Origin of the sequence: Caballeronia choica (genome assembly GCF_001544535.1) — a bacterium.
GTDB lineage: Bacteria > Pseudomonadota > Gammaproteobacteria > Burkholderiales > Burkholderiaceae > Caballeronia > Caballeronia choica.
Window position 1 is genome coordinate 34,208 of record NZ_FCON02000001.1, and the last position, 21,732, is coordinate 55,939.

Annotated in this window: 23 protein-coding genes; 12 read left to right on the forward strand and 11 right to left on the reverse strand. The window is 64.0% G+C overall.

The window, feature by feature from the left end:
- Positions 1-30: 30 nt before the first annotated feature.
- The 5 genes from rlmB to AWB68_RS00165 all read left to right on the forward strand — a co-directional run bounded on the left by rlmB (position 31) and on the right by AWB68_RS00165 (position 4,177).
- A complete protein-coding gene (gene rlmB / locus AWB68_RS00145) occupies positions 31-774 on the forward strand; it encodes a 23S rRNA (guanosine(2251)-2'-O)-methyltransferase RlmB (RefSeq protein ID WP_087642506.1) in 744 nt (247 codons plus the stop codon).
- Between the two features lie 7 nt (positions 775-781).
- Complete coding sequence (locus AWB68_RS00150; protein WP_087642341.1) at positions 782-1,609, forward strand: N-acetylmuramoyl-L-alanine amidase; 828 nt, start codon at positions 782-784, stop codon at positions 1,607-1,609.
- The gene (locus AWB68_RS00155; protein ID WP_087642342.1) at positions 1,609-2,004 is read left to right on the forward strand and encodes a SirB2 family protein; all 396 of its coding nucleotides are present in this window, start codon (positions 1,609-1,611) and stop codon (positions 2,002-2,004) included. The genes AWB68_RS00150 and AWB68_RS00155 overlap by 1 nt, the downstream gene beginning before the upstream one ends.
- Before the next feature lie 102 nt (positions 2,005-2,106).
- A complete protein-coding gene (gene rpiA / locus AWB68_RS00160) occupies positions 2,107-2,808 on the forward strand; it encodes a ribose-5-phosphate isomerase RpiA (RefSeq protein WP_087642343.1) in 702 nt (233 codons plus the stop codon).
- 178 nt (positions 2,809-2,986) lie between these two features.
- Positions 2,987-4,177 (forward strand): GAF domain-containing sensor histidine kinase, encoded by a 1,191-nt coding sequence (locus AWB68_RS00165; protein ID WP_087642344.1) that lies wholly within the window; start codon positions 2,987-2,989, stop codon positions 4,175-4,177.
- Positions 4,178-4,187: 10 nt separating this feature from the next.
- Here AWB68_RS00165 and AWB68_RS00170 read toward each other — a convergent pair whose 3' ends face one another.
- Both AWB68_RS00170 and AWB68_RS00175 read right to left on the reverse strand, forming a co-directional pair.
- Positions 4,188-4,493, reverse strand: a complete 306-nt coding sequence (locus tag AWB68_RS00170) for a DUF3861 domain-containing protein (protein WP_087642345.1) — start codon at positions 4,491-4,493, stop codon at positions 4,188-4,190.
- Positions 4,494-4,509: 16 nt separating this feature from the next.
- Entirely contained in the window at positions 4,510-5,097 is a 588-nt protein-coding gene (locus AWB68_RS00175; RefSeq protein ID WP_087642346.1) for a PadR family transcriptional regulator, read from the reverse strand.
- Positions 5,098-5,300: 203 nt separating this feature from the next.
- On the opposite strand from AWB68_RS00175, the gene AWB68_RS00180 reads away from it, so the two are divergent.
- Positions 5,301-5,534, forward strand: coding sequence for a hypothetical protein (locus tag AWB68_RS00180; RefSeq protein ID WP_087642347.1), 234 nt, complete (start codon positions 5,301-5,303; stop codon positions 5,532-5,534).
- Positions 5,535-5,618: 84 nt separating this feature from the next.
- Here AWB68_RS00180 and AWB68_RS00185 read toward each other — a convergent pair whose 3' ends face one another.
- The 3 genes from AWB68_RS00185 to AWB68_RS00195 form a co-directional block, all read right to left on the reverse strand.
- Entirely contained in the window at positions 5,619-7,016 is a 1,398-nt protein-coding gene (locus AWB68_RS00185; protein ID WP_087642507.1) for an undecaprenyl-phosphate glucose phosphotransferase, read from the reverse strand.
- Between the two features lie 39 nt (positions 7,017-7,055).
- Positions 7,056-7,805 carry a Crp/Fnr family transcriptional regulator gene (locus AWB68_RS00190; RefSeq protein ID WP_087642348.1) on the reverse strand — a complete coding sequence of 250 codons (750 nt, stop codon included), beginning with the start codon at positions 7,803-7,805 and terminating at the stop codon, positions 7,056-7,058.
- A gap of 889 nt (positions 7,806-8,694) precedes the next feature.
- Complete coding sequence (locus tag AWB68_RS00195; RefSeq protein WP_087642349.1) at positions 8,695-9,732, reverse strand: DUF1839 family protein; 1,038 nt, start codon at positions 9,730-9,732, stop codon at positions 8,695-8,697.
- A 360-nt stretch (positions 9,733-10,092) separates the two neighbouring features.
- On the opposite strand from AWB68_RS00195, the gene AWB68_RS00200 reads away from it, so the two are divergent.
- From AWB68_RS00200 to AWB68_RS00220, 5 genes are all read left to right on the forward strand, one after another.
- Positions 10,093-10,629 carry a GNAT family N-acetyltransferase gene (locus AWB68_RS00200; protein WP_087642350.1) on the forward strand — a complete coding sequence of 179 codons (537 nt, stop codon included), beginning with the start codon at positions 10,093-10,095 and terminating at the stop codon, positions 10,627-10,629.
- 45 nt (positions 10,630-10,674) lie between these two features.
- Positions 10,675-11,820, forward strand: coding sequence for a glycosyltransferase family 4 protein (locus AWB68_RS00205; protein ID WP_087642351.1), 1,146 nt, complete (start codon positions 10,675-10,677; stop codon positions 11,818-11,820).
- Between the two features lie 683 nt (positions 11,821-12,503).
- The gene (locus tag AWB68_RS00210; RefSeq protein WP_087642352.1) at positions 12,504-13,250 is read left to right on the forward strand and encodes a FadR/GntR family transcriptional regulator; all 747 of its coding nucleotides are present in this window, start codon (positions 12,504-12,506) and stop codon (positions 13,248-13,250) included.
- A 151-nt stretch (positions 13,251-13,401) separates the two neighbouring features.
- Positions 13,402-14,382: a Gfo/Idh/MocA family protein gene (locus tag AWB68_RS00215; protein ID WP_087642353.1), complete on the forward strand. Its 981-nt coding sequence runs from the start codon at positions 13,402-13,404 to the stop codon at positions 14,380-14,382.
- Between the two features lie 157 nt (positions 14,383-14,539).
- Positions 14,540-15,304 (forward strand): hypothetical protein, encoded by a 765-nt coding sequence (locus tag AWB68_RS00220; protein ID WP_087642354.1) that lies wholly within the window; start codon positions 14,540-14,542, stop codon positions 15,302-15,304.
- A 108-nt stretch (positions 15,305-15,412) separates the two neighbouring features.
- On the opposite strand, the gene AWB68_RS00225 is transcribed toward AWB68_RS00220, so the two are convergent.
- The 6 genes from AWB68_RS00225 to AWB68_RS00250 form a co-directional block, all read right to left on the reverse strand.
- Positions 15,413-16,072 carry an amino acid ABC transporter permease gene (locus AWB68_RS00225; protein ID WP_087642355.1) on the reverse strand — a complete coding sequence of 220 codons (660 nt, stop codon included), beginning with the start codon at positions 16,070-16,072 and terminating at the stop codon, positions 15,413-15,415.
- A gap of 172 nt (positions 16,073-16,244) precedes the next feature.
- Positions 16,245-17,033 (reverse strand): cystine ABC transporter substrate-binding protein, encoded by a 789-nt coding sequence (locus AWB68_RS00230; protein ID WP_087642356.1) that lies wholly within the window; start codon positions 17,031-17,033, stop codon positions 16,245-16,247.
- Positions 17,034-17,131: 98 nt separating this feature from the next.
- The gene (locus AWB68_RS00235; RefSeq protein WP_087642357.1) at positions 17,132-18,154 is read right to left on the reverse strand and encodes a quinone-dependent dihydroorotate dehydrogenase; all 1,023 of its coding nucleotides are present in this window, start codon (positions 18,152-18,154) and stop codon (positions 17,132-17,134) included.
- A 113-nt stretch (positions 18,155-18,267) separates the two neighbouring features.
- Positions 18,268-19,098: an arginyltransferase gene (locus AWB68_RS00240; protein ID WP_087642508.1), complete on the reverse strand. Its 831-nt coding sequence runs from the start codon at positions 19,096-19,098 to the stop codon at positions 18,268-18,270.
- A gap of 124 nt (positions 19,099-19,222) precedes the next feature.
- A complete protein-coding gene (gene aat / locus AWB68_RS00245; RefSeq protein WP_087642358.1) occupies positions 19,223-19,954 on the reverse strand; it encodes a leucyl/phenylalanyl-tRNA--protein transferase in 732 nt (243 codons plus the stop codon).
- Between the two features lie 11 nt (positions 19,955-19,965).
- Positions 19,966-20,511: an NUDIX hydrolase gene (locus AWB68_RS00250; RefSeq protein WP_087642359.1), complete on the reverse strand. Its 546-nt coding sequence runs from the start codon at positions 20,509-20,511 to the stop codon at positions 19,966-19,968.
- Positions 20,512-20,949: 438 nt separating this feature from the next.
- Between AWB68_RS00250 and AWB68_RS00260 the strand changes: the two genes are divergently transcribed.
- The gene (locus tag AWB68_RS00260) at positions 20,950-21,624 is read left to right on the forward strand and encodes a hypothetical protein (RefSeq protein WP_087642361.1); all 675 of its coding nucleotides are present in this window, start codon (positions 20,950-20,952) and stop codon (positions 21,622-21,624) included.
- The last annotated feature ends 108 nt before the right edge of the window (positions 21,625-21,732 follow it).

The following is a 21,732-nucleotide window of genomic DNA, read 5'->3' on the forward strand; positions in this document are numbered from 1 at the left end:
TTGGGTTTTCTCAATCAAGGTTTGTCAGTCATGTCACGTCTCAAGGTTCTTTACGGTTTTCACGCGGTGACCGCGCGCCTCAGGGCGGATGCATCGACGATCGAGGAGGTGCTGTACGACCCCACGCGCAAGGACCGTCGCATGCAGGATTTCCTGCGCTCGGCGAAGGAAGCCGGCGTGCGCCTGATCGCCGCCGACGAATCGCGTCTGTGGGGCCTGGCCGGCAACGTCGGGCACCAGGGCGTGGTGGCACGCGCGCACGACATGCCGCTCGCGCAAAACCTCGCGGAACTGCTCGATGGCGTCTCCGGCACGCCGCTCTTGCTCGTGCTCGATGGCGTGACCGATCCGCACAACCTCGGCGCGTGCCTGCGCGTGGCCGACGCCGCTGGCGCGCACGCGGTGATCGCGCCGCGCGACCGTTCGGCCGGTTTGAACGCGACGGCGGCGAAAGTCGCGAGCGGCGCCGCCGAGACGGTGCCGTACATCACCGTCACGAACCTCGCGCGTGCGATGCGCGAATTGAAGGACGCGGGCGTGTGGGTGGTCGGCACGGCGGGCGAGGCGACCACGAGTCTCTACGAGACGAAGCTCGATGGTCCGATCGCCATCGTCGTCGGCGCGGAAGGCGAGGGCATGCGAAGGCTCACGCGCGAAACCTGCGACGAGATCATGAATATTCCGATGGCGGGGACGGTGGAGAGTTTGAATGTTTCGGTGGCGAGCGGCGTTTGCCTGTTCGAAGCGGTGCGGCAGCGGTCGGTGAAGAAATAGCGCGTCGATGACGTTCCGCTTCATCGCCGCCGCACTCATCAGCGCGTTCCTGGCCGCCTGCACCGTGACGAAAATCGATCGCGGCACCTACATCGCCGACACGAGCCATCGCGCTACGAGCGTCGACTCGCGCGTGCGTTTCCTCGTGATGCATTACACCGAGATCGGCGAGGCGCGCTCGCTCGACGTCCTGACCGGCCCCCATGTCAGCGTGCATTACGTCGTCCCGGATGCGCCGCCGCTCGAACACGGCGAGCCGGTCGTCTACCAGCTCGTGCCCGAGGAAATGCGCGCGTGGCATGCGGGCGCGAGCGAGTGGCAGGGCACGACGGAACTCAACGCGGCATCGATCGGGATCGAGAATGTGAACCTCGGTCCCGTCGATACCCCGCAAGGCCGCGCCTGGCAGCCGTATCCGCCCGCGCAGGTCGATGCGCTCGTCCGGCTCTCGAAAGACATCGTGACCCGCTACGGCATCCCGCCGACGCGCGTCGTCGGACATAGTGACATCGCGCCGCAACGCAAGATCGATCCCGGACCGCTCTTTCCGTGGCGCACGCTGTACGGGGCGGGCGTCGGAGCATGGCCGGACGAAGCGGACATCGCCCGTCACCTTGCGGGCCGCGCTCCGAAGTCGCCCGCCGACGTCAAGGCGCTGCAGGAGAAGCTGCAGCGCTACGGCTACGCAGTCGCCACCGACGGCGTCCTCGACGACAAGACGCGCCACGTCTTCAGCGCGTTCCAGATGCACTTTCGCCCAGCCGACTACGCCGGCAACGCGGACGCCGAAAGCGACGCGATCGCCGCCGCGCTGCTGGACAAATACTTCCCCTGATGGCCGACTACTACTTCCCGCTCCGCACATTCCACATGGCCTGCGCCGGCCTGAGCATCGCGGGCTTTATCCTGCGCTGGATCTGGATGCTGCGCGATTCGCCGCTCCTGCAAAAGCGCGCGACGAAAATCGCACCGCACATCGTCGATACGGCGCTTTTGCTGAGCGCGATCCTGCTTGTCGGGATCGTCGGGTTCGGCGCGAATGCGGCGTGGCTGTCGGCGAAGATCGCCGGGCTCGTCGTTTATATCGCGCTGGGCACGTTCGCGCTCAAGCGCGGCCGCACTAAATCCGCGCGCGCCGTGTTCGGCGTTCTTGCGATCGTCACGTTCGCGTTCATTGCGTCGGTGGCGCGCTCGCACGATCCGCTCGGTTTTTTTCGGATGATCTCCTGAACGGACCAAGAACCGACGAAGCGCGCACAAAGGTCCGCTAAAATCACGGTTCCCCTCGGTTTCCTTCAGTTTCCCTTATTCGCAGGCCCGTTCCCCATTCCCATGACTCAAGACGAACTCAAGCAACTCGTCGGCCAGGCCGCAGCCGACTACGTCAACGCGACCGTGCCCGAAGGCTCGGTGATCGGCGTCGGCACCGGCTCGACGGCAAATTGTTTCATCGATGCAATAGCACGCTCGCGGGCCCGCTATCGCGGCGCGGTTTCAAGTTCGCTCGCGAGCACCGCGCGGCTCGAATCCCACGGTTTCAAGGTGTTCGACCTGAACGAAATCGACTCGCTGCCGGTGTATGTCGACGGCGCCGATGAAATCGACGCCCACGGCGCGATGATCAAGGGCGGCGGCGGGGCGCTGACGCGGGAGAAGATCGTCGCGTCGGTGTCGGACGTGTTCGTGTGCATCGCGGACGCGAGCAAGCGCGTCGCCGTGATGGGCGGCTTTCCGCTGCCGATCGAAGTCGTGCCGATGGCGCGCACGGCGATCGGGCGGCGCGTCACTGCGCTCGGCGGCGTGCCGATCGTGCGCGTGCAGAAAGACGGGCTGCCGTTCATCACCGACAACGGCAACGAGATCATCGACGTGAAGGGACTGAAGATCACCGATCCGCGCGCGCTCGAGGCGCAGGTCAACGCGTGGCCGGGCGTCGTGACGGTCGGGCTGTTCGCGGCGCGCGGGGCGAATCTGTGTCTGCTCGGGACGGAAAGCGGCGTCGAGCGGATCGACTACACGCAGCAGCAGGGCTAAGTCCGGCACATGACGGCAAAACGCGCGGACGGGGAGCGCCGTCCGCGCGTTATTTTTTTGGCCGCCGAGCCAACGCTCGCAGGAAGACACGCACGGCGCGGAAACTGATCGAACGACGAGAACCTGGGGTAGCATTGCCGGATCACACCTACACGAAATGCCTCGCCACCAGCCCACGATGAACGATAGCGAAGAAGCCATCGCACGCGACGTCGAGGCGATCAGCCGCATCAGCGCCGTCCCCGCGATGCTGCGCGTCATCTGCCGGAACACGGGCCTGGGGTTCGCCGCCGTGGCGCGCGTCACCGAAGGGAACTGGACCGCCTGCGCCGTGCAGGACGACATCCAGTTCGGGCTGAAACCGGGCGGCCAGCTCGACGTCAACACAACGCTCTGCATCGAAGCCCGCGCGGCGCGCATGCCCGTCGTGATCGATCATGCGAGCCAGGACCCCGTCTATCGCGACCATCACACGCCGCGCCTCTACAACATCGAGAGTTACATCTCGGTGCCGATCGTGCTGTCGAACGGTGAGTACTTCGGCAATCTGTGCGCGATCGATCCGCGTCCGCGCGCCGTCTCCGACCCGCGCACGGTGACGATGTTCACGCTGTTCGCCGAACTGATCGCGCTGCAACTGGAAAGCGAAGGGCGCCAGCACGCGGCCGAATCGGCGCTGATGGACGAACGCGCGACGGCGGAGCTGCGCGAGCAGTTCATCGCCGTGCTCGGCCACGACCTCCGCAATCCGCTCGCGGCGGTGAGCGCGAGCGCAGACCTGCTCACGCGACGCAGCAAGGACCCCGAGACCGTTTCGATCGGCAAGCGCCTGCAGGCGACGACGCGCCGCATGTCGCGCCTGATCGACGACGTGATGGATTTCGCGCGCGGCCGGCTCGGTTCCGGCATCGGCGTGACGCTCCAGCCCGACGACGACTTGCACACCGCGCTGTGCGACGTGGTGTCCGAACTGCGCGATGCCAATCCGGGCCGCGCGGTGCTGGAAAACATCGCGATCGGCCAGCGCGTTTTCTGCGACCGCACGCGCATGCAGCAACTGCTGTCGAATCTGCTCGGCAACGCGCTCACGCACGGCGCGCTCGATGAGCCGGTGCGGGTGGACGCGTCGGTCGACGGCGACTGCGTGGTGCTTTCGGTCACGAACGGCGGCGCGCCGATCCAAGCCGACGACTTGCACCGGGTCTTCGAACCTTATTGGCGGCCGGTGACGAGCAAGCCGGGCGGCGGGCTCGGCCTGGGCCTCTATATCTGCTCGCAGATCGTCCAGGCGCACGGCGGCGTGCTGGAAGTCGCTTCATCGGCCGATGCCGGCACGCGCTTCATCGCGCGGCTGCGCATCTGCGGCTGACGCATTCATCTCACTTCGGCTCGGCGCCCGCATTGCGCGCCTTCACCTTGCCGATGAACGCGCGATAAGGCACGCGCAGGTCCTCGAAAAGCGGATCGTCGCGATGCTTCAGCATGACTTCGCCGAGCAGTTTCAATCCCATCGCGAGTTGCGCGGCTTCGTCGGACGAGAAGCCGGAATTCGCCTGCGCCCGGTCGACGATGGCAAGCACCTCATCGTGATTGGTCGCCTCGAAAACGAGCGGCGCGTGCAGTTCGTCGGTGCCTTTCGGGTTGGCCGTGTGCTCGACCGTAATGCGGTAGTGATGCGCTCTCATGCTGTTTTCCCCTGCCTCAAAGCTTGTCGATGTCGTCTGCTGCCTGCGTGAGGATCTCGCGGATGCGCGCGACGCGTGCGGCATCCAGGTCGCCTGCCCGAACCCGCTGCAGGACCGCGCCCTTCAACCGGTGAAACGCTTCGCGCAGTTCGGGCGAACGCGCGCGCACGTCGGGATGGCCGTCGTTGCTGGCTTCACCGTGCGCCTCTTGTGACCGCGCCATCGCGAGCCGCGCGTTGATCGCGTTGAGAAACGCCTGGTTTTCCGCCAGATGCGCGCGGCCTTCGTCGGTGATCGTGTAGCGCTTCTTGTTGCCCGCCGAAACCTCCACCGTCACGAACCCCTGATCCTCCAGCAGCGAGAGCGTCGGATAGACGACGCCCGGGCTCGGGCTGTACAGGCCGCCACAGCGTGCCTCGAGCGCCTTGATGACGTCGTAGCCGTGACGCGGCGTCTCGCCGATCAGATCGAGGATGACGAGCCTCAGATGGCCCGAGTCGAACATCCGGTGGCGCATGCCGCGCCCGCCGTGACCGCCATGGCCGTGCGGGATGTGCTCGGCTGCGGATTCGAAATTGAGGTGTCTGCGATGTCTGCCGAACATGATCGGTTCCTTTTGGAGATTGACTAGATATATCTTAGTAAAGATATATCTTTTGACAAGGACTTTTTATTGCTGGATCGGGAGAAGATTTCGGGCGGCGCTGATGGAGGGCCGCTGGGGTCGCCCGCTACGATGCGGGCCGCGCTCGAACGTGAGCGTCCGAATGTTCCCCGCACAACCGCTGCCCTGAATTTGGCCACTCCATGCATACCGATCTCCGCCACGCACTCGACACAGCCTACGAACGAATGAGCCGACCGGAACCGTCACCGGCGGCGTTCGCCAGCAGTTACGCGGTGTGTCTCGGCATGATCATGGGCGGGCGGACTTGCGGGGGAATGTCGAAGGACGAAGCGGCGGTGGAGCGCGCCCGCCTGTCGATGCTCGCGACGCTGTACGAAATCCTGCTCGGCGTGCGGAGCGACCTCGGCCGTTGAGACGGAAGAAAGCGAGGGAGAAAGCAAAAAGCGAAAGGCCCGGCAGTTTCCTGCCGGGCCTTTCGCTTTGTCCGCCCGATGCGGTCAATACGCGTTGCGGTTGATAAATCCTTTAAACATCGTGATCGCCACGATCTTGATGTCAAACCAGAACGACCAGTTGTTAATATAGAAGAGGTCGAACTTCACCCGGCTTTCCATCTTCTCGACCTTCGTCGTGGCGCCGCGATAGCCGTTCACCTGCGCCCAGCCGGTGATGCCCGGCTTGATGCGATACCGAGACATGTAGCCGTACACCAGATCCTTGTACAGGTCGTCGTGTTCGATCGCGTGCGGACGCGGTCCCACCACCGACATCTGCCCGAACAGCACGTTCAGAAACTGCGGCAACTCGTCGAGACTCGTGCGGCGCAGGAACGCGCCGACTTTCGTCACGCGCGGATCGTTGCGCGTTGCCTGCGTCACGCGGCCGTCGTGCTCCGTGTGCATCGCCATCGAGCGGAACTTGTAGATCCGAAACGGCCGGCCATCCGCGCCCTTGCGAAACTGCGTAAACAGCACCGGCCCCTTCGACGTCGCCTTGATCGCGATCGCGATGCCGATCAAAAGCGGTGCGAGCGCGGTAAGCGCGGCCGCCGCGAAGCAGCGGTCGAAGAGCAGCTTCGGCCACATCTGCAGCGTGCTGACCGGCGATGTCGTGAGATTGATCGTCGGCAGGCCGGCGACGTCGGTCATCGAATGATTGAAGAGCGTCATGCTGCGCGTGTCCGGAATCAGGCGCAGGTTCACGAAATCGTGGCGCATCGCGTGGACGAAGCGGTAGATCGTATGCTCCTCGGACAGCGGCAACGCGAGCCACACTTCGTTGATGCCTTCGGCGCGCACCTTGGCCACGAATTCGTCGAAGTCGTTCAGCACCGGCAGGCGCCCCGAACGGGCATTGCCGAGTCCGCTCGCATGCAGCGCTTCGTTGCCGCTCGTATCGAGCAGGCACACGGGCGTGAAGCCTTGCCCCGGCGTGCGGTTCAGGTGCGCGAGCAGGGTGCGCGCGAAGCCCTGCGCCCCGACGATCGCCACCGTGCGCTGATTCAATCCGTGACTGCGCATCACGCGCAACGCGAGATAGACGACGCACTTCGACACGATGATCAGCGCGCCCGAAAACAACGTCGAGTAGGCGAACCAGAGGCGCGAGACGGCGTCCATCCGGTGCAGCGTGAAGGCGAGCAGGAGCGCCGTCGCGACGACCGACATCCAGGCCAGCGCGACGCGTGCGAGCATCGCCGGCAACGCCTTGCCGCGCCATGTTTCGTACACGCCGAAGGTCGGGAACAGCAGCAGCGCCAGGACGCAGTTGAACGCGATGAGGAGCTTTTCAGTGTCGCTGAAATCGAGCGACGATGAAAAGCGCATCGTGTGCGCGATCAATCCGCCTGCGACGATGAAGGCAACGTCCAGGCATCGCGCCGTCCGGTTGAACATCATGGTCGCTCCAGGCTGGCCGCTCATGGATGCACGTTCTCAGGCGCTGGTCGTGGACTGGGCGGGTTCCGTCGCGCGCAGGCGCGGCAGCAGGCGGTCGAACTCGCGCTTCACGAGCCCGTAGCATTCGCATGCGCGCGCTTCCAGCCCTTCGCGATCGATCACCTTGATGCAGCCGCGGCTGTGATGGATCAGGCCCGCGTCGTGCAGCTTGCCGGCCGCTTCCGTCACGCCTTCGCGGCGCACGCCGAGCATGTCGGCGATCAGTTGCTGCGTCACTTGCAGCTCGTTCGATGCGGTGCGGTCGATCTCGATCAGGAGCCAGCGGCACAGTTGCTTGTTCAGCGAGTGATGGCGATTGCAGGCGGCCGTCTGCGCGACTTGCGTGAGAAGCGCCTGCATGTAGAGCAGCATCAGGCGGCGCAGGAAGTCCGAGCGGGCGAACTGCTCACGCAGCGCCTGGGCGCTCATGCGGTAGGCGAAGCCCGGGCATTGAACCTGGACGCGCGTCGGCATCGTTTCGCCGCCCGTGAGAACCGGCACGCCCGTCATGCCTTCGCGGCCCACTGCCGCGATCTCGACGGAACCGCCGTCTTCCATCGTGTGCAGCAGCGAAACGATCGCGGTGGTGGGGAAATAAACGTGGTGAATGCGCTGACCCGAATCACACAGCAGTTGTTCGGTACGGAGCTGGACGAGTTCAAGATGCGGTGTGAGTGCTTGCCATTCGTGCGCCGGAAGCGCCCCCAGTAAATGGTTTCCATGCAGGTCGGACTGAAGGGTCAGCATGATTTTTTCTCTCGTAACTTCGCGCAGTGCGCTTCACTTTTTATTACTGGCGCGACGCGTTTCGAGAAGTGTCGGTTGCGACCGCATCTGAAACATTTCATCGCCAGCCCCGTTTCGCAGCCCGATCGCTTGTAAGAGGATGTTGTTTGCGTCGTGCCTTGGCTGCGAACCTCTTTTAGCGAGGACCGTGCCAGTCGGGGCAACGCCAATGCCACCATGGCGCCATTAAAAGCGGGCCATCCGTGACGCAGCGCAGCGAAGCGTTTTTGTTTCAGTCTTGAACATCGGTGGTCTTACGAATCGATGTGCTTTACCCCTTATTTCCTCTGCGCAATGTCCGATTCGCGTGCCCTACAGTTTTTGCCTGCCCGTCCGATAAGCCTGAGGAGCATGCGTCCCTTCTGAGCGATACCGACATTTGTAGGGATATTGAAAATTGATTCATTCGTGTTCCATCATCTTCGCGCACTATCCGACCCCTGCGCTGGCTGGTCGCACGCGATACGGGCGAACGCCCGTGGCAGTAAGCTGAGCGCGGTGCCTGGCGTGCTGTTTCGCCGCTTGCGGACCGGCCCCGAAACGTTGCGTGAGGGGCGCTTTCCCGATGCGCGCGACCAGTACGTCTGCGAAAGGTCACCGGGTCGCGCGCGTCACGGCGCACGCCGAACGTAACGGCGCCAGCTTCGGTGCCAGCTCGGGAACGCACTCGCGAGCGTTCCAGAACGACGACGCGCGATGACATAACGTTTGCGCAGTGCACACTGAATCGAAGCCCATGGATCGGTCGGGGTTTCCTGGACCCGTGCGGAAATGTTTCAGTTGGCGACAACCCCTTCGCGCGACGCGAATCTTGCCGCTTTCGTGACCGTCGAGAGACTGCCGGCTCCAATCAGCAGACGATACCCGCAAGCGACGGCACGACCCGCTCGTAAGCGTCTTCCAGCAGGTCGAACGATGCCTCGCAATGATCGCGTCGTCGGCGCGACACCGAACGGGCGAGACGACATTGCAGCACCATCGATTCGCTCGCGATCTTCTGCGCGGCCGCATGCGCATCGCCCGGAATGTCGAAGCCCTGCTTGCGCATCCAGTGCAGATACTGGGCGAGGAACTCGAAGTTCGACCCCAGTTGCCGCATCACATTGAGTGCGTAGTCGCGCACATAGGGTTCGCCACGTTCGAGCATGGTCTCGACGTGGCCGGGAAACGCCGCGCGCCAGCGGCTCACCGGGTTGCTCGCGGGCCGCCGCGGCAGATGCGTGCAGAGGATATCCGCAGACGTTTCGGCGAGCGCCGTGCCCGCGACCGGCGGCCGCGCACGCTTGACGAACTCGACATGCGGAAAGAGCGCGTCAGGCGGCGCGCCATTGCCGCCGGGCCGATGCAGCACGCGGTCGTAGTCGTCGCCGCCGAGCAGGTGATAGCCCGTGTTGTGGAAGTACCCGAGCCGCCGGGTGTCGGGATCGATGACGTCGATGCCGATCGTCGTTTTGGCATGCGCGCGGTGATACGAGATTGCGCGCGTGTCGGGCAGGTAGAACGCATCCACTTCGATCAGCACCGTGTTCGCGCGGCGCGTCTGCGTGAGCGCGCGCTCCTCAAGCGAATCGAAGATGGAAAGCTCCTGCACCTGCAGGCCGTAGAGCTTGTCGATGTCGTCGAGCGGGAGTCTTGGCAGCGTGAACTGGTCGTCCTCGAAGTCCTGCGTCACCGTGAACGCGAGTGCCGCGCGCGGTTCGAAGCCATAGCCGTGCAGGAGTTCGATCCACAGGTCGACGTGACTGTCGGTGTCGTGCCAGATGCGCTCGCCGCGATGCAGCGCATGCGCGTGATGGCGCCGCGCGCGCAACCGCAATGGGTCGAGACGGATCACGCGCGCGCGGCTCTCGTCGGAGCCGGATGCACCCGTGACATGGAACGCACTCATGCAGGTACCTCGAGGCGAACCGTCGTGATCTCGATGCCGCAGCGCGAGCCATTCGCATGCGCGACGCTGCCTTCATCGGTGGCGGTGTTCATGTGGAGTTTCCCATGAAGGGGGAGGGTTGCGCGAGCGCAATCGCGCATCGGCGATGCGCTGCGAGGGCGCAGTTGGCATGCCGATAAGTCATACGTGACGGGTGGTTCGCGCGACGCGCCGTTCCCCGCGGCCCGTGTGCGGTCGGCCTATTTAACGAAGCCGCATGCTGGAGCGTCGGTGCGATGGCGCACTGAAAGCCGGGAGTGGCGGACGTAACGTGTGAACGTCGCTACGTCGGCGTGTCGCCGGCTGCATGGAGACCATCAGATGAACTGGAAAACGCTGGACTTCGAACAACTGACGGCACGCGAGCTGTACGTGATCCTGCGCGCGCGCAGCGCGGTGTTCGTGGTCGAACAGTCGCATGTGCATCTCGACGCCGATGGCCGCGACGAGACCGGCGTGCATGTCTTCGCCGCCGAGGACATGACGCGGCCGATGCCGGTGCTCGCCTATGCGCGCATTCACGAAGGCGATGCCGAAGATCCCGAAGTGGTGGTGGACAAGATCCTGACAAGCCCGCTGCGGCGCGGTGACGGCACCGCGGAGGTGCTGATCGAGCGCGTGCTCGCGGTTGCCGCCGAGCGCTGGCCGGGACGCGGCGTGCGGCTGTCGGCGCCGGTCAGCCTGCGCGGCTTCTACGAAGCGTTCGGTTTTCGGAAGACAGAAGGGCCGTTCCTCGAGCACGGCATGCCGTACATCGGACTCACGCGCAAGAGTCGCCAGTCGCGCGACACGGCGGGCCTGATGAAAACGCAGAGCGCCGGACCGGGCGCTTACAAGGACACCTTCGAACTCCTCTGAACGATCCGCAGCGACGAGGTTCCGCGTCGCTCGATCCGGACCTCAATGAAAATCGTCCACCTCGCCAACCATGCGCAAACGATCGGCAACGGCACCGTCAACATGATGGTGGACCTTGCCTGCGTGCAGGCGCGCGCGGGCCATGACGTCGTGGTGGCCTCGTCCGGCGGCGGCTTCGAGCCGCTGTTGCGGCGCCACGGCATCAATCATGTGCTGTTGCAGCAGTCGCGCCAGCCGTGGCGCGTGCCGTCGATGGTCGCGGGCTTCAATCGTCTCATCGATCGTTTCGATCCGGACATCGTCCATGCCCACATGATGACCGGCGCGCTCGTCTCGCGTTTCGCGGGCATGCGCCGGCGCTTCGCGCTCGTGACGACGGTGCATCACGAATTCCATAAAAGCCCGTCGATCGTGCGTACCGGCGACCGCATGGTCGCGGTGAGCGATGCCGTCGCGACCGCGCTCCTCGAGCGCGGCGTCGTGCCGGAGCGGCTCTCGGTCGTGCGCAACGGCGCCGTCGACGCGCCGCGCCTGATCTGCCGGCCGCCCGCGCGTCCCGTGCGCCTGAAGCATCCCAACGTGCTGAGCGTGGCGGGCATGTTTCGGCGCAAGGGAATCGCGGATCTGCTGCACGCTTTCGAACGGGTGCACGCGCAAGCGGAACTGGAGCGCGAATTTATCAAGGAGCCGCATCTGTACCTCGTGGGCGACGGTCCCGAACGCGTGTCGATGGAGGAGCTTGCCGCGCAACTCGGCATCGCGGAGTCGGTGCATTTCACCGGCTTCGTTGCCGATCCGCGTCCGTATCTCGCCCAGACCGATGTGTTCGCGCTCGCCTCGCTCGAGGACCCGTGTCCGCTCGTGCTGAGCGAGGCCCGCGAGGCGGGCTGCGCGATCGTCGGGACGCGCGTCGGCGGGATTCCCGAGTTGCTCGACGGCGGCACGGCCGGCGTGCTCGTCGCGCCTGGCGACCCCGAGCAGCTTGCGGTGAAGCTGCGCTGGCTCCTGATGGACACGCACGCGCGGGCCGAACTCGGGGCGCGCGCGAAGCGCAACCTGGAGGGCTTGTCGGTCGATCGCGTGGCGCACGAGTACATGGCGATCTACCAGCGCACGCTCGCCGAGCGCGCGTCGATCGAGCGCAGGCAGGGCGCGCCGCGCACGCACCGCGCGCCGGACGGTGCGGTGTGAGCGGCGGACACCGGCTCCATCGCGACCTCGACTTCATTGCTCATACCGATTGCTTCATTGCTCATACCCATTGTCATTGCGCCGCCATCTTCGCGCCATCTACAAGGACGGCCATTTCGCGCCCGGTCCCACGAAGCGCTCATCGCCCCGTCGCCGCAGTGCGTCAAGCACATCTTGATCGGACAATACAGCGTTCAGCACACGGAAGCGTTCGGGTGCGCACAGAAGGCCTGCTGGATGCTTGTTCAAATGATTGCGTCACCGGTTCGATTTCCGAAATGATCCGGCGGTCCCCTCGCAAGCGGAACAATCGCGCTGTCGTTCTTCAGGTTCCCTGACGAACGGCGGCGCGTGCGCGGATGAAACGCCGCCAATCGTCCGATGAACTGGATGAAGCGCGAGTGTGGCTGCCGGTCGTGTCGAGTGCGGTCGATAGTGCAAAACGGTAATGGATACACAAAGAGCGCGGGGCGATATGAGCGGATGACGCTTGAGCGCGGGCAATCCAGAGGGAATACCCTGTCAGGACTTTCCCAACTGGCTTTCGGCTCAACGAAGACGCAACGTATCTAGCGCGGCGAATGCCCGTACGGGCTCTCGCCGTGCCCTTCACAGCTTGGGGAAGCGCGAAGGCGATGCGCGAGAGGCATACGGCTACGGTCAGGCGCAAGGGGAGAAGCGTGATGGATGAAAACAAAGAGCGATCGCTGGTGGCGAAAGTGATGGACGGACTCGTCTCCGGAATCGTCGAGCAGAAATATGGCGCGATACTGCCGCCACAGGACATTTTGTCCAAGGAATTCGACGTGAGCCGCACCGTGATGCGAGAGGCGCTCAGCATGCTGCTCGCCCGCCACATGCTGGACGTGCGGCCGAAGACCGGCACGCGCATCCGGCCGATGAGCGACTGGCGGCTGATCGACGAGGATGTCGTGAGCTGGCGCTTTCGTGCCAAGCCCGACCAGATGTTTCTTCGCGATGTAATCGAATTCCGCATGCTGATCGAGCCGCGGGCGGCCGCGCTTGCCGCCGTGCGGGCGGCGCCTGACGAGGTCGCCGGGATTCGCGATGCGTTCGACGCGCTCGCCCGGCTGACCGTCGGCGAGCCCGAATACCAGGCTGCCGATGAAATGCTGCACACGCGCATCGTCGCGGCGAGCGGCAACCAGTTCTTCCGCCAGATGACCGCGATCGTGCGCGGCGCGCTGGTGACGGTGAACCCGATCGTCGACGGCATCGAGGCCGTGCGCGAGGCCACGCTGGCGGCGCAGCGCAAGGTGGTCGAGGCGATCGAAGCCAAGGACGCGCCGGGTGCCGAGCGGGCTACGCTCGCGCTCATCGATCTCGCCGCCGAGGAAGTCGGGCGCGCGTTTTCGCTGGAGAGAAGCGGCGAGAATCCGCCGGCCGTAGGGGCGCCAGCGGGCATCTGAGGCCGCTGCCCGATTCTTCCCTCGCTGGATGCGACGACCGGGGCCTGCCCCGGTTTTTTGTTTTTGGCGCGCCACTTTCTCCCCGTCGTCCGCGCCCGCCTTTCGGGCACAATGCGGCGCAACGATTTTCACAACACCGGGAGAACTTTCGATGGGCAACGACAATACGATCCGCTGGGGCATCGTCGGCGCGGGCCGCATCGCGCGGCGCTTCGCCGACGGACTGGCCCATGTGCCGGGCACCGTGCTCGCGGGCGTCTGGTCGCGGCGTGCCGAGAGCGCCGGAGCGCTGGCCGCGCCGTTCGGCGCGCGCGCCTTCGAGCACTTCGATGCGCTCCTCGGCGAAGTCGATGCGGTTTATATCGCGACTCATCAGGACAGTCATCCCGAGTACGCGCTGCGGGCGTTCGCGGCGGGCAAGCCCGTGCTGTGCGAGAAGCCGGCGGCCGTGAACGCGCGCGCCCTGCAGACGATGATCGACGCAGCGCGCGCTTCAAAGCGGCTATTCATGGAAGCGATGAAGCCGCCGTTCTATCCGCTCTACACGCAACTGCGCGCGCATCTGGCAGCCGATCCGATCGGCGACATCGGGCTGGTGCGCGCGGGCTGCTCGATCGCGAACGTCCCCGCCACGCATCCGTCGTTCTCGATGGACATCGGCGGCGGCGCGCTGCTCGACATCGGCATCTACGAGGCGTTTCTCGCCGTCGACTGGCTCGGGGAAGCGCTCGACGTGCAGACCATCGGACGGATCGGTGCAACCGGTGTCGACACCTTCGCGAGCCTGAACGTGCGCCACGAGCGGGGCATCTCGCAGCTCTTCTGCGGGCTCGACCTGCAGGGCCGCGGCGATGCGCTGATCGCCGGCACGGGCGGCACCGTGACGATCCACGAGAACTGGTGGAACCCGGCCCGCGCAACGATCATGTATCTCGACGGCCGCAAGGTGGAACTCGATGCGCCGTTCGAAGGTGGCGGCCTGAATTACGAGACCGCGCATTTCTGCGAGTTGCTGCGCGCCGGGGCGATCGAATCGCCGGTGATGTCGCACGCAACCTCGATGCGCATGATCGCGATTACCGATGCGGCGCGGCGCGATCTTGGCGTGCGGTTTCCTTTCGAGACTGAGTGAGGTTCTGCAAGCGCCAGCTATTGCCTGTCCAGCAGGTCCTCCTAAAGTTCCGGCGTCGTTCGCCGTTAACTTCGCGTACCGGCGCCGCGTTCATTTCTGACGGCGGCGCTGCCCAACCGTATCCCGCTCGCGCAGCCAACGTCGAACCTACGTCCCTATGAAAATTCTGTCGAAACTCATGCTGTTGGCATTGCCCGTTCTCGCTGCGTGCGGGGGCGGTTCGAGCGATCAGGTCTGCACGGGCGGCGCGAACCTCGAAAAGAACTGTGTGCCGAAGACGTCTCACGCATTGCCGGAAGGTATCTGGAACGGCGCTACCACTTCGGGACTCGCCGCGCAGACGCTCGTTCTCGAAAACGGGGAATACTTCAGCGTCTACACGTCGAGCGGCAACTTCGTGTGGATGACGCAGGGCATCGTCACCGCGGCTGACGGTTCATTCACCGATCCCGCGACGGTCGCGCTTGCAAGCAGCGGCGCGCTGATCGCCGCGACCGTGACAGGTTCGTTCACCGCGAAGACATCGTTGGCCGCGACGACCAACGTCAACCTGTTGCCCGCCGTCCCGCCGCTCGTCTTCAACGGCACCTACAACACCGTCTACGACACGCCGCTCGCCGTCTCCGACGTGCTCGGCACCTGGACCAATCCCGCGACCGTGACGACGGCGACCACCGTCACCTTCGCCGCCGATGGTTCACTGACCGGATCGCAGGGCGCTTGCACGTTCACGGGCAGCGTCAAGCCGCGTTCGACGGGCAAGCACGTGCTCGACGGTTCGCTCCTCTTCACGAGCGCGGCATGCTCGGCCGGCAATGGCGTTGCGATGCCGATCGAGGCGACCGTGATCAACGGTCAGTTGACATTCGCCGGCGTGACGCCGCAGCGTTCGAGCGCGTTCGTTCTGTCCGCGACCCGATAACGCTCACGCGCTTCCCGTACAAACGAAAAAGCCCGCACCCCAAAGGTTGGACGCACGTCCAATCTTTGGGGTTTTTTCATGAGCAACTACTGCGATTGAAAAGCGCGATCAATGCCGCCCCGGCAACGCGAGACGCCGTTCGAAGCGCCGCTGCACGAATTCGAGCACGCTGCACAGCACCCAGTAGACGAACGCCGCCGCGAGATAGAGCGGCAGCGGCTGATAGGTCGCTGCGATCACTTCCTGCGCGCTGCGCAAGAGTTCGGTCACTGTGATCACCGAGACGAGCGACGTGTCCTTGATAAGACTGATCAGGCTGTTCGACAGGCTCGGCACCGCAATCCGAAGCGCTTGCGGCGCGATGATGTAGCGCAGCGTCTGCGTTCGCGAGAGTCCGAGGCTGTAGGCCGCGAGCCATTGCCCGCTGTGCACGCCGAGAATCGCGCCGCGCATGCTTTCCGACAGATACGCCGCCACGTTCGCCGACAGCGCGATCACGCCGGCAGGCGTCGGTTCGAGCGAGATGCCGAGGCTCGGCAGCCCGTAATAGATGACGAAGATCTGCACGAGCAGCGGCGTGCCGCGCATCACGCTCACGTAGCAGCGTCCGATCGCGTTCATCACGCGGCTGCGGCTGATGCCCATCAGCGCCAGCACGACGGCCGCGATCAGGCCGAAGCACATCGAATAGAGCGCGAACTTGATCGTCAGGAGCGCGCCCTGTGCGAGGGCCGGGACGGATTGGACGAGCAGGGATGTCGTGGACATGTAGAGGTAACGTTAGCCAGCGATGGCGCTCTCACGCGAGAAAGCGCACATCATAAACCGGGCGCAAAAAAGAGCAGGGCGGCATCGTCAGCGGATGCCGCCCTCCGGTTCCTTCAGACCTGACGGGCTTGCCGTGCCATGCGACTTCGCAGGCCCTGGGCGATCAGGCGCGTCAGGCAGGCTTCGTCACGTCGATGCCGAACCACTTCTCCGAGATCTTCTTGAACGTGCCGTCCTGTTCGAGCTGGGTCATCGCATCGTCGATGGCCTTCTGGAACTTCGGATTGCCCTTCTTGAACGGAATGCCCGACGGATTGCCCGCGCCGACGTTCGAGCCCGGACGCAGCGGCAGTTGCGAGTTCTTCGTCAGGTACGCAAGCATCAGGCGGTCGTTGAGCGCCGCATCCAGACGCCCGGCCGCGAGATCGCGCAAGTATTCGGGCGCACCCGGATACGTCTTCACGTCGATGCCGGGCACGGCCTTCGCCATGTCCATGTAGTTCGTGCCGAGCGCGACGCCGAGCTTCTTGCCCTTCAGTTCCTCGAGCGACTTGAACTCGCGCGTGTCGTCCTTGCGCTGGATCAGTTGTGCGTTCGAATACGTGTACGCGGGCGAGAAGTCGAGCGTCTGCTTGCGGGCATCGGTGATGCCGACCTGGTTCACGATCACGTCGAACTTGCCGGCCTGCAGGCCCGCGATGATGCCGCTCCATTCCGTCGTGATGAATTCCGGCTTCACGCCGAGCTTGGCGGCGACCGCCTTGGCGATATCGACGTCGAAGCCGACCAGTTCACCCTGCGGCGACTTCGAGTTGAACGGAGGGAAGGTGCCTTCGAGGCCCACGCGCAGCGTGCCGCGCGCCTTGACCGTGTCGAGCAGGTCTTCCGCATGCGCGACCGCCGACAGCGACGCGCCGATCAGGCCGGCCACCAGCACTTTCTTCAGCAGAGACAGTTTCATTATGTTGATTCCCTCTTGGTTGGTTCTGTGAAGCTTCAAGTGAGGCGATGATAGTCAAACTACAATCGCTCATTAAATATCGTTTGTTTATTTCTATATTACGCCAGCGCCTCGACGCATTCGGTCACGAGCGCCGGTCCGCGGTAGATGAGGCCCGTGTAGAGCTGGACGAGCGACGCGCCCGCCGCCAGTTTCGCGCGCGCATCCGCGCCCGAAAAAATCCCGCCGACGCCGATGATCGGCACCTCGGTCCCGACTTCCGCGCGCAGCTTGCGGATCACGTTGTTCGACGCCTCGAAGACCGGCCGGCCCGACAGGCCGCCGGCTTCGTCGCCGTGTTTCATGCCGGCGACGGCGGTGCGCGAGAGCGTGGTGTTGGTCGCGATCACGCCGTCGATCTTGTGACGCAGCAGCGTGTCGGCAATCGCCTTGATCTGCTCGTCGTCGAGGTCGGGCGCGATTTTCAGGGCGAGCGGCACGAGCTTGCCGTGCATATCCGAAAGGCGCTGTTGCTTCTCCTTCAGCGCGCCGAGCAGCGAATCGAGCTCGTCGGCACCCTGCAACTGGCGCAGATTCTTCGTGTTCGGCGACGAGATGTTGATCGTCACATAGCTCGCAAACGGGTAGACGCGTTCGAGACAGTAGAGATAGTCGTCGGCGGCGCGCTCGATCGGCGTATCGGCATTCTTGCCGATGTTCAGCCCGAGGATGCCCCGGTAGCGCGCAGCGTTCACATTCGCGACGAACTGATCGACGCCGCCGTTGTTGAAGCCCATCCGGTTGATGAGGGCTTCGGCGTCGGGCAGGCGGAAGATGCGCGGGCGCGGATTGCCGGCTTGCGCGCGCGGCGTGACCGTTCCCACTTCGACGAAGCCGAAGCCCAGCGCGGCGAGCCCGTCGATGCACGCGCCGTCCTTGTCGAGACCCGCGGCGAGCCCGACGGGATTGCGGAAAGTGAGGCCCATGACGGTGCGCGGGGTTTCGGGCACCTGCTTCGCGAGCATGCCCGCGAGCCCGGTGCGGCCCGCGGCGCCAAGCATGCGCAGCGTCAGGTGGTGGGCGTCTTCGGCGTCCATGCGAAAGAGCCGGGCGCGCGCGAGCGGATAAAGAGAACTGAACACGAGGGAATGAGCCGGCGACGGCGAAAATTGAGACCCGCTATTTTAGCGGCTTTGGGGGCGTTGCCCCTGTCTGCTGGCGCGTCGGGGGTGGGGGGTGTTTACGCCACCACGACTCAGGGCACTCCGCGCTCGTTACGCGACATCTTCCCCGGCATCGGCGGCGTCCCGGCGGAGTGCATCGTCGATGGATCGAGCAGCGACCAGTTGCCGTCGACGAGACCTTCCAGCGGCCGGAAATTCGCCTTGTATGCCATCTTTTCGCTTTCGCGGATCCAGTAGCCGAGATAGACGTGCGGGAGATCGAGGCTCTTCGCCTGCTCGATCTGCCAGAGGATGTTGTAGGTGCCGAAACTCGTGCGCGCGAGCCCCGGCTCGAAGAACGTGTACACCGAAGAGAGCCCGTCGCCGAGGATGTCGATCATGCTGATCATCCGCAATTCGCCGGGCGTATCCGGATGACCCGGATGCACCGGCTCGCGGAATTCGACGAGCCGCGAGTTGATCCGGCTTTGCAGCAGGAACTGCTCGTACTGGTCGCGGCTGTCGCGGTCCATGCCGCCGCCCGCGTGCCGTGCCGACTGGTAGCGCATGTAGAGCGCGTAATGTTCTTCGTCGTAATGCAGCGGCGCGACGCTCGCGACCAGGCTGCCGTGCTGCTTCCACACGCGCCGCTGCGTGCGGTTCGGCATGAAGCGCTCGACCGGCACGCGCACCGGCACGCACGCGCGGCAGCCATCGCAATACGGGCGATAGGTGAACACGCCCGAGCGCCGGAAGCCGGCCTTGACGAGTTCGGTGTAGACATCGGAATTGATCAGGTGGCTCGGCGTGGCGACTTGCGAGCGCGCGACCCGCCCTTCCAGGTAACTGCAAGGGTAGGGCGCTGTTGCATAGAATTGCAGCGCGGAAAGCGGTGAAAGCGGCAGCTCGTTGGGGTGAGTCACGTTGGCGGCTCTCGCAGGCGTCTTCTCTCGGTCGCGGACACTGCGCGGATACGCCATCCGCGCGAGGGAGTCATCGAGTCATGCGTCGTATCTGGCTGGCGCCTTCGCGTGCGTTAGCAGTGCATTAGCGCGCGAGCACCTCGAGGAGGACGGATTTGTCGAAGCGCCAGGGGATCGGCGGCTCGACGACAGCGCGGCGCAAGTGCGAAACGAAACCCCTGCGCGGTATCTCGCGGCCGCCCAGCGACGCCAGATGCGACGTGTTCTGCTGACAGTCTATCATCTCAATTTTATGGCGGCGCAAGTGTCCGACGAGTGTGGCGAGCGCGATTTTCGATGCATCGTTCCTGTGCGCGAACATCGATTCGCCGAAGAACATCTTGCCGAACGACACCCCGTAGAGACCGCCCACGCGGTTGCCGTCGAACCACGCTTCGATGCTGTGCGCATTGCCCGCGCGATGCAGCGACGAGTACGCCTCGACGATATCGGCGGTGATCCAGGTGCCGCGCTGGCCTTCGCGCAGCGTATCGGCGCAGGCGCGCATCACCGCGGCGAAATCGTCGTCGACCCGCACTTCCCACTGTGGATCGCGCAGCACCCGCCTGAGCGTCTTGCGCATCGAAGCGGAGACCTTGAATTCGGCCGGAAAGAGGACCATGCGCGGATCGGGGCTCCACCACAGCACCGGCTGGCCGTCCGAATACCACGGGAAAATGCCGCGCTGATAGGCATCGATGAGCCGCGACGGCAGCAAGTCCGCGCTCGCCGCAAGCAGGCCCGGCGCGCCGCTCATCGCGCCGAGCGCGCGCTCGACGGGCGGAAACGGATCGTCGGAGGCGAGCCACGGGACCATGTTCGGTTCCGTCAGCCGTCGCGCAGGGTGCGGAAGATGTCGCCGGTATGCAGCGTGTAGGTGCCGGCGGCGCGGTCGGCAAAGAAAAAGCGCAGCGTCTGGCCCACGGTGGGGAACGCGATCTCGTCCCAGGGAATTTCGCTTTCGTCGAAGAGCTTCACTTCGAGACTTTCCTCGCCCGCGTCGACGTCGATGTCGAGCAGACGCGCGAGGTAGAAGAGGTGCACCTGATGCACGTGCGGCACGTTGAGCAGCGTGAAGAGGCTCTGGATCTCGACGCGCGCGCCCGCTTCTTCCAGCGTCTCGCGTGCGGCGCCTTCGCTCGTGGTCTCGTCCATTTCCATGAAGCCCGCGGGCAGCGTCCAGTAGCCGTAGCGCGGTTCGATTGCGCGCCGGCAAAGCAGCACCTTGTCGTCCCAGACCGGCACCGTGCCGACGACGTTGCGCGGATTCTGATAATGGACGGTGCCGCAGTTACCGCACACGAAGCGTTCGCGGTTGTCGCCGGGCGGAATGCTCAGGCCGACCTCGTGGCCGCAGACGGAACAGAATTTCATGGAAAAAGGAGAGGGAAAGTGTCGTGGGAGTGTATCACCGCGGGGGCGGGGAATTCATGGGCGGGGGGTGGCCAAGGGTCTTGTTGGTAAATAGGAATTTTCTGGTTAGGAAAACGGGGACGCATGGTTAGTTTACGAAGGATACGAAAAACAATCAGCGAGACATCAACCTGTGAAATTGAACGTCGAGCAATTCGAGGTGCCGCGGTGTGTTGCGCGCCGGATCGGTGAGGTGGCCGGGGGGCAAGCCACTCACATGGCCCATGCAACGGAATGTAGTGCCGACTTCGCGGCGGTAGATGCATATCTTGGCGAAACGGGACGTCTGGCGCGGTTGGGCGCTCGTGTGGCTGCCGTGAAATCGCGTGCGATCGCACCGAAGTCGGACGAGCCGAACGACGGCGTCAGTGTCCGCGTGAACTCCTACTTGGATGCGAGATGAGACACGCAGCAATAACGGTTATGGCAGCCGCGACAATGACTAGCAGTCTGGTCTTTGCGCAGCCGACGGCGCCTCCGGCAATGCCGTCTGTTTCCCCCCAAACGGGCGAAGAGGTGCGTCTTATGATTTCTCGACCTAAGACACCGATTGAATTTGCGAGGAATCTAAAGTTCATTTTCGATCATGATCTGCTCTTGCAGGACGAGTTCTATACGGAAGCTAACCTGAAAGACGTCTTCAATCTCGAAGAGGTCAGTATCGTCGATAACGGTGATAAGTTGGAGCGCGATATCTTTATTGCGGCCAACCCGCCCTCGTCGATCTTTCCACGGATAAAGGCGTCGGAAATGTTCGATGGTTCACTCCCAGGTGCGGTCTTTGTTGGCGGTAAGAAGAATAATGAATCTGGATCGATTATAGCGGGCATAAATTTCGGCATGAGTGAGGGCGGGCCGAATTTCGATGAAACCCGAAGCATATTCGGAAATAACTTTATTCGACTTCAGCCCGAACCCAACCCTCACCGCATATTCATTCCCGCGACAGCACCTCATGGAAATGAAACATGGCGATATGAATTTATTGGGGGAAGCAAAAAAAGCATGATAACGCTGGGTTTCAACGCGGCTGGCGAGCTGTCCGGCGTTAATGTTAAATTGAGCCAAAACTAAATTTTAATGAATGGAAAATCATGACAGTCTTTTTTTGCCACCATGCCCGTCCATGAACTGGGACACACTTTTACCCGGCGGCACGGGAGGCAAAGCTCCAACAGAACG